This window comes from Providencia sp. PROV114 (assembly GCF_032704305.1).
Lineage (GTDB): Bacteria > Pseudomonadota > Gammaproteobacteria > Enterobacterales > Enterobacteriaceae > Providencia > Providencia rettgeri.
This window is the reverse complement of record NZ_CP120528.1, coordinates 697,180-710,141: the sequence shown is the minus strand read 5'-3', so window position 1 is coordinate 710,141 and position 12,962 is coordinate 697,180. Positions and strand designations below refer to the sequence as shown.

The 12,962-nt window shown below is 40.2% G+C and carries 11 protein-coding genes; 3 read left to right on the top strand and 8 right to left on the bottom strand.

What is annotated here, in order from left to right; genetic code table 11:
• Positions 1-96: 96 nt before the first annotated feature.
• From dapB to ribF, 6 genes are all read right to left on the bottom strand, one after another.
• Complete coding sequence (gene dapB / locus P3L37_RS03005) at positions 97-918, bottom strand: 4-hydroxy-tetrahydrodipicolinate reductase (RefSeq protein ID WP_109911861.1); 822 nt, start codon at positions 916-918, stop codon at positions 97-99.
• Positions 919-1,208: 290 nt separating this feature from the next.
• Entirely contained in the window at positions 1,209-2,162 is a 954-nt protein-coding gene (gene ispH, locus P3L37_RS03000) for a 4-hydroxy-3-methylbut-2-enyl diphosphate reductase (RefSeq protein WP_004914678.1), read from the bottom strand.
• A complete protein-coding gene (gene fkpB, locus P3L37_RS02995) occupies positions 2,143-2,613 on the bottom strand; it encodes an FKBP-type peptidyl-prolyl cis-trans isomerase (RefSeq protein WP_004905629.1) in 471 nt (156 codons plus the stop codon). The genes ispH and fkpB overlap by 20 nt, the downstream gene beginning before the upstream one ends.
• 82 nt (positions 2,614-2,695) lie before the next feature.
• Positions 2,696-3,199, bottom strand: a complete 504-nt coding sequence (lspA, locus tag P3L37_RS02990; RefSeq protein ID WP_109911860.1) for a signal peptidase II — start codon at positions 3,197-3,199, stop codon at positions 2,696-2,698.
• Positions 3,199-6,009 (bottom strand): isoleucine--tRNA ligase, encoded by a 2,811-nt coding sequence (ileS, locus tag P3L37_RS02985; protein WP_004914683.1) that lies wholly within the window; start codon positions 6,007-6,009, stop codon positions 3,199-3,201. The genes lspA and ileS overlap by 1 nt, the downstream gene beginning before the upstream one ends.
• Before the next feature lie 28 nt (positions 6,010-6,037).
• The gene (gene ribF, locus P3L37_RS02980; protein ID WP_109911859.1) at positions 6,038-6,976 is read right to left on the bottom strand and encodes a bifunctional riboflavin kinase/FAD synthetase; all 939 of its coding nucleotides are present in this window, start codon (positions 6,974-6,976) and stop codon (positions 6,038-6,040) included.
• A gap of 589 nt (positions 6,977-7,565) precedes the next feature.
• Here ribF and rpsT point away from each other — a divergent pair.
• Positions 7,566-7,826 (top strand): 30S ribosomal protein S20, encoded by a 261-nt coding sequence (gene rpsT, locus P3L37_RS02975; protein WP_004914688.1) that lies wholly within the window; start codon positions 7,566-7,568, stop codon positions 7,824-7,826.
• A 54-nt stretch (positions 7,827-7,880) separates the two neighbouring features.
• On the opposite strand, the gene nhaR is transcribed toward rpsT, so the two are convergent.
• A complete protein-coding gene (gene nhaR, locus P3L37_RS02970; RefSeq protein ID WP_004914690.1) occupies positions 7,881-8,801 on the bottom strand; it encodes a transcriptional activator NhaR in 921 nt (306 codons plus the stop codon).
• A 195-nt stretch (positions 8,802-8,996) separates the two neighbouring features.
• Positions 8,997-10,166 (bottom strand): Na+/H+ antiporter NhaA, encoded by a 1,170-nt coding sequence (gene nhaA / locus P3L37_RS02965; protein WP_004914692.1) that lies wholly within the window; start codon positions 10,164-10,166, stop codon positions 8,997-8,999.
• A gap of 391 nt (positions 10,167-10,557) precedes the next feature.
• Here nhaA and P3L37_RS02960 point away from each other — a divergent pair, with 391 nt between their 5' ends.
• Both P3L37_RS02960 and P3L37_RS02955 read left to right on the top strand, forming a co-directional pair.
• Entirely contained in the window at positions 10,558-11,406 is an 849-nt protein-coding gene (locus P3L37_RS02960; RefSeq protein WP_110731400.1) for an EamA family transporter, read from the top strand.
• Positions 11,407-11,526: 120 nt separating this feature from the next.
• Complete coding sequence (locus tag P3L37_RS02955) at positions 11,527-12,927, top strand: amidohydrolase (RefSeq protein ID WP_004914697.1); 1,401 nt, start codon at positions 11,527-11,529, stop codon at positions 12,925-12,927.
• Positions 12,928-12,962: the final 35 nt, after the last annotated feature.

The window sequence follows — 12,962 nt, the reverse complement described above, 5'->3', positions numbered from 1 at the left end:
ATGTTGATTTGAATGCAAATAATTCAAATCAACATAAAATAAATACTTATTAATCGCAATTAACTGATATATAAACAAAAAAATAAATAATAAATACTATAAATCATCAAGATTTAACACATCTTTCATATTATATAACCCACTATTTCTAGCACAAACCCAACCTGATGCCTTAATTGCACCATTTGCAAAGGTCATGCGGCTAGAGGCTTTGTGAGTAATTTCAACTCGTTCCCCGATATCTGCAAACATGGCGGTATGTTCACCCACAATATCCCCAGCTCGGATAGTTGCAAAACCAATGGTTCCAGGTTCTCGCTCTCCTGTGTAGCCTTCACGGGTGTATACGGCACACTCTTTTAAATTTTTACCCAGCGCGCTAGCAATAGATTCCCCCATAGCTAAAGCAGTACCTGATGGCGCATCCACTTTATGGCGGTGATGAGCTTCAACAATTTCAATATCCGTGTAATTTCCCATTACTTTTGCTGCTTTTTCCAGTAATTTCAGTACGACATTGACGCCAACACTGAAATTTGCTGCAAAGACAATAGGAATAGATTTCGCAGCTTCGGCAATGGCTTGCTTCCCTTGCTCATCAAACCCTGTCGTACCAATGACCATGGCTTTTTGGTTGGCTTTACAAAATGCTAAGTAATGCAATGTGCCTTCTGGACGCGTAAAATCAATAACCACATCAAAATCATTAACAACTTGGTCAAGTGAATCAACAATGGAAATACCTAACTTACCGATACCTGCGAGTTCACCTGCATCGGTTCCGATAAGTGATGATCCTTCACGCTCAATCGCTGCCCCCAATTGAATTCCATCTTGTTGTTGTGCGGCTTGGATTAGCTGGCGTCCCATACGTCCACCTGCACCAACTATTGCGACACGTACCACTGAATTTGCCATGGTTTATCCTTTTTTAATTAATGCAAATATATAAATTTGAACTGTTGTTTAGGATAAAAAGGCTATTTTTACCCACAGTTTAGAAATGATTGTGATACAGATTAACTATCCTGACTGTATTCTGCTAGCAAAAATGCAGAGTTATTAACAAAAGCGTAGAAAGCATAGAGATTATCAGTAAAAGTTTTAATTGAGAGAAAACGCGAAGGGAACAACTTGAATAAAAAGGTTAAAACAGCCGCAAAGATAGGAATGGTAAAGCGGCTGTTCCTGTAATTAAAACCAAATGATTAATTAATCTCTTTAACCTCAACTCTTAATTCTTTAGGGACTTCAAAGACGATATTTTCTTCACGCCCTTGCAACTCAACAACCGAGTCGGCTCCTAACTCTTTAAGTCGATCAATGACTTGCCTAACTAAGATGTCTGGCGCTGATGCCCCCGCAGTTAAGCCAATAATGTTTTTATCTGCTAACCATTCCGTTTTAATATCTTCTGCACCATCAATTAAAAATGCAGGTTTTTGCATGCGCGAAGCTAATTCCGCTAGACGATTTGAGTTTGATGAGTTTTTAGAACCGACGACTAAAACAATATCAGCGCGTTCTGCTAGTTCTCTCGCTGCCTCTTGGCGGTTAGTCGTTGCATAGCAAATATCGTCTTTACGAGGTCCTACAATGCTTGGAAAGCGAGAAGTCAGTGCATCAATAACATCAGAGGTATCATCAACAGAAAGTGTTGTTTGTGTCATGAAAGAGAGATTATTTTCATCTTTCACTTTTAATTTCCAAACATCTTCTGGGCTCTCAACAAGATACATCCCACCTTCAGGGTTACTATATTGGCCCATCGTGCCTTCGACTTCTGGATGCCCGGCATGCCCAATTAAAATAGCTTCTTTGCCTTTACGACTCGCTCGTGCAACTTCCATATGGACTTTCGTCACCAAAGGACAAGTGGCGTCAAATAACATCGTTAGATCGCGAGAACGCGCTTCTTGGCGAATGGCTTGAGAAACGCCATGCGCAGAAAAAATCAAGATTGACCCATCCGGTACTTCTGAGATTTCTTCAATAAAGATAGCACCACGTTGACGTAAATCATCAACAACATAACGGTTATGAACCACTTCGTGACGAACGTAAATCGGAGCACCATATATTTCTAATGCCCTTTCTACGATGCTAATTGCGCGGTCTACGCCAGCACAAAACCCACGAGGGTTAGCCATTAATATTTGCATTGTGATTCTCCAATTGCGGGTCTACTTCAAGCACTTCGATATCAAAACTAATCTGCTGCTCAGCGAGAGGGTGGTTAAAATCAATAGTAATCGACTCACCTTCAATTGATTTTACTACACCTGGCATTTCACTGCCATTCATCGCGGTAAATAGCATTATCGTACCAATTTCAGGAATGCCTGTTTCTATAAAGTCACGCAATGAAAAATATTGAACTAAATCAGGATTATGTTTCCCAAAAACAGTGTCTCCGGGCAGCGAAAAACTTTTCTTTTCACCTTCATTAAGGCCAATCAATTGAGCTTCAAGTTCTGGCGATAAGGAGTCATTCCCTAAAACAAACAACGCAGGCTTTCCTTGTGCATGCGAGGAATCAGCCGTAGAGCCATCTTCCAATTTCAGTGTGAAATGCAGTAAAACAGAGCTCTGCGCCTGTATTTGAGTAGACATAAACCAAACCTATTTATCATAAAATTCAGCCCAGAAAATCTGGGCTGTGAGTTATTACATTCTAACCTAGTGCACTACCATTTTATTTGGCTTTTTCTTGCTTTGATTTATCTGGTAGGAAACCTTCTAAAATCACAAGAGCTGCACCAATACATATCGCCATATCCGCTAGGTTAAATGTCGGCCAATGCCAATTACCGACGTAAAAATCAAGGTAATCGATAACGAAGCCATGGACTAAACGGTCGCTTAAATTACCGATAGCACCACCAATAATCAATGCATATGCAATGTTAGATAGGCGTTTTTGTGCACTTTGGCGATACATCATAACCATTAAGATAACGGAGATCCCAATTGCAATACCTGCAAAGAACCAACGTTGCCATCCGCCTTCATCAGCCAAGAAACTAAATGCCGCGCCAAAATTTTGCGCATACATTATGTTAAAAAATGGCATGATCGGATGCGGTTCGTACAAATTTAGGTCACTAAGCACTAATTGCTTAATGCCTAAATCCGCAACGATGATCACAATGGTTAACCATAACCAACGCAAACCGGTAGAACAAACTGGCGTCTTCATTAAGCAAACTTACGTGTTTCGCCGTTACCGGCTACGTTAGTGACACAGCGACCACAGATTTCTGGTTGCTCGCTTGAAGAACCAATATCACTTGCATAATGCCAGCAACGTGGGCATTTTTCACCCGCTGCTTTACTGAAAGCAATTTTCAGGCCTTTCAATTCACTTTCTTGTGCATCTGCTGGAGCTGTTGCGATATCAGCGACATGGGCTTGTGATGTCAGTAAAACAAAGCGTAATTCATCACCCAAGCTTTGCAGTTTTTCGGCCAGAGCTTTATCCGCATACAATGTCACCGCAGCTTCTAATGAGCCCCCGATAAGCTTATCAGTACGCGCTTGTTCTAAGACCTTATTCACTTCACCACGAACAGCCAATAGCTCAGTCCAGAAGCTGTTGTTCATTTCATTTGATTCATCTAAACCAAACAAACCGTCATACCACTCTTCGGTAAGAACGAATTGAGCGCGTTTTCCTGGTAACTCATTCCAAATTTCATCGGAAGTGAAGGACAGAACTGGAGCCATCCAACGCACTAACGCTTCAACAATATGGAATAACGCAGTTTGGCAGCTACGACGCGCTAAACTATCACTTTTCGCCGTATACTGACGGTCTTTGATGATATCCAGATAGAATGACCCCATTTCAATGGAGCAGAAATGCATTAATCTCTGGATAACAGACAAGAAGTCGTATTCATCATAAGCTTTGGCTATTTCTTGCTGAGCTTCTAACGCACGGCTCACCGCCCAACGGTCTAAAACCACCATATCTTCTGGTTTCACCATATCGGTTTCAGGATTGAAACCACTCAGGTTAGCCAGTAAGAAACGTGCAGTATTACGAATACGGCGATATGAATCAGCAGCACGTTTTAAAATTTCATCTGAAACCGCGATTTCGCCAGTATAATCCGTTGATGCAACCCATAAACGTAAGATATCTGCACCCAGTTTATTCATTACATCTTGTGGGCTTACTGTGTTGCCTAAAGATTTAGACATTTTGCGGCCTTGGCCATCAACAGTAAAACCATGTGTCAACACTTGGCGATAAGGTGCTTTCCCTTTCATTGCTGTTGATAACATCAATGATGACATAAACCAGCCACGGTGTTGATCCGACCCTTCAAGGTACATATCCGCTGAATTACCATGGAATTCAGGACGTGCATCAACAACCGCAAAATGCGTTGAGCCTGAATCAAACCACACGTCTAAGGTATCAGGTACTTTACGATATATTTCAGCTTCATCACCCAGAAGCTCGGCAGGGTCAAGATCCCACCATGCTTGGATGCCATCCACTTCAACACGCTTAGCCACTTCTTCCATTAATTCTAACGTGCGAGGATGTAGCTCTTCAGTGTCTTTATGAACAAACAACGACATTGGGGTACCCCAAGTACGCTGACGAGAAATACACCAGTCAGGGCGGTTTTCAACCATAGACTCAATTCGTGCACGTCCCCAACCCGGGATCCATTGAACAATATCAATTTCTTTCAGAGATTGTTCACGTAAGCCGTTTTTATCCATGCCGATAAACCACTGTGGCGTAGCACGGAAGATAACTGGAGTCTTATGGCGCCAGCAACATGGGTAGCTGTGTTGAATCGCTTGTTTGTACAGTAACGCACCTTTTTCGTTCAATAATTCAACGATAAGGTCATTAGCTTTAAAAATAAATACACCATCTAATGTTGGGTAAGTATTTGGTAAGAAGCAGCCATCTGGGCCCACAGGATTAGCCGTTTCTAAGCCATATTTCTGCCCGACAACATAGTCTTCAGGGCCGTGGCCTGGTGCGGTATGAACAGCCCCCGTACCTGCGTCTAATGTCACGTGATCGCCCAAAATAGCAGGAACATCAAAGCCCATAAATGGGTGCTGGAAGCGCAACAATTCTAATGCTGAACCTTCGCATTCACCAAGAACTTCCCATGCGGTGATACCCGCAGTTTTCATCACGTCTTCAACAAGGTCAGCAGCTAAAATGACTAACTCACCATTTGCATCGACCAAGTTATATTTGAATTCAGGATTTAATGAAATTGCACGGTTTGCTGGCAATGTCCAAGGTGTCGTTGTCCAAATAACCAGCGACGGAGTTTTGTCACTTGCCACACCAAATTTTTCGCACACGGTTTTGCCATCTACCGCAGGGAATCGAACATAGATAGATGGCGAGGTTTTATCATAATATTCGACTTCAGCTTCCGCTAATGAAGAACCGCAAGCTGTACACCAGTGAACAGGTTTTGCCCCTTTCACTAAATGGCCGTTTGCAATAGTTTTCGCCAATGCTCGAATAATGTGAGCCTCGGTTTTAAAATCCATTGTTAGATAAGGTTTATCCCACTCACCTAAAACACCAAGACGCATGAAATCAGCTTTTTGACCTTCAATTTGCTCTTTAGCGTATTGACGGCATTGTGCACGAAATTCAGCGGCAGAAACTTTTTCCCCTGGCTTACCGACGATTTGTTCAACTTTATGTTCAATCGGTAATCCATGGCAGTCCCAACCTGGGATGTATGGGGAATCATAACCCGCCAACCCTTTGGACTTAATAATAATATCTTTGAGAATTTTGTTAACTGAGTGACCAATATGAATACTGCCGTTAGCATACGGAGGACCATCGTGCAGAATAAAGGTTTTCTTGCCCGATTTTGCTTTACGGATTGCCTGATACAAACCTTCTTTGTACCAGCGCTCTAACATCTGTGGTTCGCGTTTAGCGAGATCGCCACGCATTGGGAACCCTGTTTCTGGTAGATTCAGGGTATTTTTATAGTCACTCATCGATTCTCAGTTCCAATTTTCCGCTAAATTATCTGATTCCTATTGCAGTAAGATACTCTCTCGCTGCAATTACATCATTAGCAATTTGCTCCTTAAGCGCTTCCAACGAAGCAAACCGCTGCTCATCACGTAATTTCTTACGTAACACTACATCGATATGACGCCCATATAAATCCATATTTGCATCAATCAGATGAACTTCTAACTGTGTTCCTTTTCCAGATACAGTCGGACGTGTGCCAATATTTGCCACACCAGGTAGAGGCTTATCACCTAAACCGTAAACTTCTACAGCATACACACCAGTAACTGGTGTGACTAAACGTTTTAACGGTAGGTTTGCTGTTGGAAAACCTATTGTTCTGCCAAGTTGATTACCATGAACCACTCGCCCGCTAATACGATAAGAATGCCCTAATAGGCTTTCAGCTAATTCAAGATTGTTTTCTTGAATCGCTTTTCGTATCGCCGTACTGCTAATACGAAGCCCTGAATCACAGAAGCTTTCTGTATCTGCAACTTCAAAACCGAATTCATCACCCGCCTGTTGTAAAAAAGTAAAATCCCCCATGCGATTTTTCCCAAAGCGGAAATCATCACCTATAGCGAGATACTTTACCCCAAGCTTACTGACAAGTAAGTCAGCAACAAACTCAGCGGGTGTTAATGATGCAAAGTGCTGGTTAAATTCAACACATAAGAGGTAATCAATACCACTGTCTGCAAGATATTTAACTTTGTCTCGCAAGCGTGTCAAACGCGCAGGCGCTTTGTCACCAATAAAAAATTCAAGGGGCTGTGGCTCAAATATCATCACGACAGTTGGTAACCCTAACTGCGCTCCCTTAAGTTTCAAATTTTGAAGCAAAACCTGATGCCCACGATGGACACCATCAAAATTACCGATAGTCAGCACGCAACCATGATGGCACGCCCGGATATTCTGTATACCGCGAATTAGCTCCATAACAGGCTCAATACCGAGGAAATTGCAGGATTATACCTTGTACGACGCATAAGGTTAACCTTAGTTCGCAAAAGGTTTCATTAAACCCTATTTTTTTGATCTCTACACGATTTATTAACCACTATTTTTATGCAATTAGTGGGTTATTACGCTCCTCAAACAGAGCAATTAGATTCGAACATCAAAAACTTTGGGGTAACCAATGGATTATCAATACAACAAATTTGTTCCAAGGTCTCTAAAAATATTATATTTTTATGTTTTATACTTCAATGGTTATAACCACGTGGTCAAAAAGAACAAAAAACAACCATAACATGCTTGGTTTTCATACTACCCACTGATTGATAAACTAAAAAATATTTTTCGCCTTAATTCTTTTTAAATTTCTGCCATCAATTACGCATTTTTTCACGCTAAGATCTGTATTCTTCTTATATTTGCTGATAGAATCTTGCACCATTCACAGCGCATGAGCATCGAAGTACACGATGTTTATTTGCACAAATCCATTGACAAATGAAGGGCGAAAGGGCATATTCCTCGACCTTTGAATTGTCCTCAATAGAATACATTTGGGAGTTGGACCTTGGCTAATATCAAATCAGCTAAGAAACGTGCCGTTCAGTCAGAGAAACGTCGCCAGCATAACGCTAGCCGTCGCTCTATGGTACGTACTTTTATCAAGAAAGTTTACCTTGCTATCGCTGCAGGCGATAAAGAAGCTGCTCAGAAAGCATTCAATGACATGCAACCTATTGTTGATCGCCATGCTACTAAAGGCCTGATCCACAAAAATAAAGCAGCACGTCATAAAGCTAACTTAGTTGCTCAAATCAAAGCAATGTAATTTTGCTTCTTGATTAGCTTAAAAAACCGGCTTATGCCGGTTTTTTATTTGTCGTTATTTTTTATCTAAGCTATCAAGCGGAACTGAAAATAAATCTGAAAAATCTTTATTACACACTCGCTGTACTGCTGGGTGCTGTATCATTCTCTCTGCAAAAATAACGTAATATTCTTCTTTTACGCTCTCTAAACGGCCTAACTCTACAATGTCTTCGCCACCTAGAAGATCAGGTGTATACTGCGATGGAGCTACAAAAATCGCGTTATAATGCATACCAAATGCTTTCATAAGCGCCGCATCATCAAACTCACCTAACACTTCAACTTGCAGATTTTTATTTCGTATCCAAGCTAAGATATGCCTACCTAACAAATATCGCCGCCCAGGAATTAATAAACGACGTTCCTCTAAACATTCAGGGAATGGCTTTTTAGGGATTGGCTGACGACAAAAGAAACTCATATTACACTCGCCCAATTTCACCGAAAATAAGCCTTCTTGCTGCGATGAGTCAACTGGGCAGTCAGACAAAATCATGTCCAATTTATGTTGGCTGAGCTGTTCTAATAGCAATTCATGTGTTGATTCAAAACAACGCAAATGAATTTGTTCATGCTCTACAACTGTAGTTTCTAATATTTTACTAACTAACTGTTTTGATAGGGTATCCGCAACCCCGACGTCAAACAGTAAATTAGATTCGCGGCTGTAATTAACGATATCTAGCATTTCTTGGCTAAGCATGAACATTTTATCTGCATAGCGAAAAATTAATTGCCCAAGCTCAGATGGCACCAAACCTCGCCCCTGCCTTTTGAATAATTTTCCACCTAATCGTTCTTCCAATGCTTTTATTTGCCCTGTAATTGTCTGAGGAGTCAGGTAAAGCGCTTCTGCTGCTCCGACGACAGAGCCTTCTTTACATACATGCCAGAAGTAGTAAAGATGGTTAAAATTAAGATGTGAAACCCGCATATCGATTCCTTTTGTACCGTCACTAGCTAGAAAAACCACTATTGACCATACACATTTACCCGCAGCTCATATTTCTCAGAGCCTTTAAAATGAATACCGTAGTGTATTTATAAACACACTACGGTATATCATAGATTATTAGTTCGGAAATTCTTACTAATAATTTGCAAAATTAAATATTGAGCTGGTACTAAGTTAGTCTTTTTGTTTCGGTAACACGACTCTTAACATAAAGTAACCTAAAAATGCAGCTAACGTAGAACCAAGCAAAATACCTAGACGTGAATAGGTACTATACACCTCATCAAGCCCATCAAATGCGAGGCCGGTTATAAAAATAGACATAGTAAAACCGATCCCACACAATACAGAAACGGCAAAAACCTGTTTTAAGTTAATCGACTCAGGCAACTTTGCAAACCCAAGTTTTACCGAAACCCAACTAAATAGAAAAATTCCGATAGGCTTACCAAAAATTAGCCCTGCAGCGACACCTAATGGCAGTGGGCTTAATAAACCTTCTAATGTTACACCTTGAAGCTGTACACCCGAATTAGCAAACGCAAAAATAGGTAGAATTAAGTAAACAACCCATGGGTGTAAGACGTGTTCCAATTCTTCTGAAGGCTTGGTCTGGTTAGTACCATGTAAAGGAATCAAGAAGCCAACAATGACCCCTGCTAGTGTGGCATGAACCCCAGATTTCAAAATACACACCCATAATATTAACCCAATAACTAAGTAAGCCGCTGTATTCTCTACTCTACGCCAATTCATCATACAGAGAATGGCGATGCACAATGCTGAAAGCCCCAATGCAACCAAAGAAACAGAACTTGTGTAGAAAAAAGCAATAATTACGATAACACCAAGGTCATCAATAATAGCCAATGCTAATAAGAATACCTTAAGTTCTGTTGGAACCCGCTTACCTAATAAAGCCATCACCCCCAAAGCAAACGCAATATCTGTCGCTGCAGGTATCGCCCAACCTTGCTGAGTAACTGCATCTCCCCCATTAAATAACAGGTAAATTAGTGCAGGGGCAATCATTCCCCCTAATGCTGCAATTGCTGGAAATATCGCTTTATCACGCCCGGCAAGAGATCCCTCTAATAATTCACGTTTTACTTCAAGGCCGACCACCAAAAAGAAAATCGCCATTAAGAAGTCATTAATCCATAATATCAGAGGTTTATCTAAACCAAACTCTGATATTTTAATTGATACAGGAATATCTAAAAATTGCTGATAAGCCCCTTGTAATGGCGAATTAGCCATCATTAAAGCGACTATGGCAGCAATAATCAGGAGTAAGCCCCCTGCTGCTTCTAACCTTAGAAATTTACGAATAATTGCTGTCATATAGTTAACCCCAATATATTTTTGAATGTTAATACTATGCTAATCATCAATTCGCAAAAAGTCGTTTATTCATCAGAAATAAATCGGAATTATCGAGCAATTTAAGTTAAGCATCACAGAGAATGATAAAGAAACGTTAATTTTACTATAGACAACTTTTATAAAAACAAATAACAAATTTTGTTAAAAATGGACTTTATAATTTCAATTTCTTATTACAGTATCCAACCTACATTTTTCAACCACCACAGAATAATTATATATCTTCTTTTCTCGATACCTTTCGTGAAGATTTTAAATGTGGGAAACTGCTTGCAAGATATTTGCAAAGCGCTTCGCAAATAAAATGCGATTAGATTGCCAATAAAAAACTCAAGATTACAATTTACTAATGACAACTCACGTACTATTTGCCGTGCTTTTTGCTGCTTTTTGCCATGCAAGCTGGAACGCCATTGTTAAATTTGGCAATGACCGCTTTTTCGGTCTAGTCATGATTTCTGTTTTTTCTGGCATCTTAACGCTACCAGCAATATCCTGGTTAGGCCTACCATCACCAGAAGCTATCCATTGGTTAGCTTTATCGGTATTATTTCATATTGGCTATACCTATTTTTTAAGCCAGGCTTATACACATGGTGATTTAAGCCAGATATACCCCATATCACGTGGGTCTGCGCCATTAATGACTGCACTACTCGGCGCTTTGCTATTTAGTGAGCTAATTCCATTAATGGGCCTTATTGGTGTTTTATTTATCATTAGTGGCGTAGTGCTCATTGCCTTTGCAGGAAAAAAATTCACCTTAAATATCAAAGGAAAAGCACTGGCTTTTGCCATATCAACTGCCTTTTTTACTGCCTGTTATACCTTATCTGATGGCTATGGTGCTAGAGCAAGTGAAGACCCTGTAGTGTATACACTTTGGTTATTTCTATTGAATGGGATTGTGTTAGCTGTATCTGGCTTTATCAAATATCGTGGTACCCTAATTGTTGGAATTCAACAATACTGGCGCTCTGGGTTACTAGGTGGGTTAATGCAACTGATTAGCTATGGTATTGCCATATGGGCGATGAGCCAAGCACCCATTGTCATGGTCGCTGCAATTAGAGAAACTAGTGTACTATTCGCTATGTTCCTATCTATTGCTTTTCTTAAAGAGAAATTCAACGTCATGCGAGTCGTTGCCTGTGTTGTTATTGTTTTTGGTGTTTTATTAGCAAAATTAAGTCATTAATAAAATTATTATTATTTAAATGTTCGGTTACCAAGCAATCAATTTTGTTTTATTAAAAATAGTATTATTTTTTTTATTTACCTATAGTTTTTATATTTTCTCACCAGATATGAGGCCAAAATGTCGCTTTTAAAATCTTTACTGGCTATTTCCATTATTAGTGCTTCTTTTTCTAGCTTTGCTGCTACACCCGCTGACATCATAATTGTAGATGGCACCATCTTAACTATGGATGCTCAAAAACAGGTTATTGACCATGGTACGGTTGTCATCAAAGGCAATAAAATTATTGCCGTTGGTGGCCCTGAGCTTACTCAACATTATCAAGCACCTAATGTACTGAATGTTGATGGTGATATTGTCATGCCAGGTCTAATTAACACGCATACACATGCATCTATGACCGTATTTCGTTCTTTAGCCGATGATGTACCAGACCGTTTACACCGTTATATTTTCCCATTAGAAAATAAAATGGTCTCCCGTGAAATGGTACGAGTTGGGGCAAACCTTGCTAATGTTGAAATGATTAAAGGGGGTGTCACAACATACGTTGATATGTATTATTTTGAAGATGAAGTGGCTAAAACCGTTGATAAAATTGGCTTAAGAGCTGTCCTTGGTGAATCTGTTATTCAATTTCCTGTCGCTGATGCAAAAAATGCAGATGAAGGCATCAATTATGCCGTAAACTTTATTAATCAATACAAAGATCACCCACGTATCACTCCTGCTTTTGCTCCCCATGCCCCTTATACCAACACAACAGAGCATTTACAAAAAATAGCAAAATTATCTCAAGAACTTGATGTTCCCGTGATGATCCATCTAGCGGAAACAGATCGTGAGCAAGAAGAAATCGCCAAACGCACTGGTGGCAAAAGCCCGGTACAATATATGGCAGACATAGGTGCACTGAACAATAAAGTAATAGCTGCCCATGCCATTATGGTTGATGAAAAAGATATAGATTTGCTCAAACAATATGATGTCGGTGTTGCACATAATATCAGTGCGAATACTAAGTCCGCTAAGGGTGTTGCCCCTGTGACAACCATGCTTGAAAAAGGGATCCGTGTTGGCTTGGGAACTGATGGACCAATGTCGAGTAATACGTTGACGACGTTAAATGAATTGAATTTAGTGGGTAAGATTCACAAACTAGCAAATAAAGATAGAGCAGCGATGCCACCAATCACTGTTGTTGATATGGCAACAATGGGCTCTGCTCGTGTATTACACATGGAAGATAAACTGGGCTCTCTCGAACCAGGGAAATTAGCTGATATTATTGTTATTGATACTAAATCACCTAATATGGTTCCTATGTATAGCCCATATGCTGCGCTGGTATATGGGGCTAATGGAGCCAATGTTCGTCATACCATAGTTGATGGCAACGTATTGATGAAAGACCGTAAAATACTGACTGCGGATGAAAATTCAATCATCAAAGAAGCTCAAGATTTTGCCAATAAAGTCCGAGAAACTGTGGTTGCTAGCGGTGAAGTTGTAAAATAAGATAAAAAAAATGGCTGACTTGGCAATATGCTCAG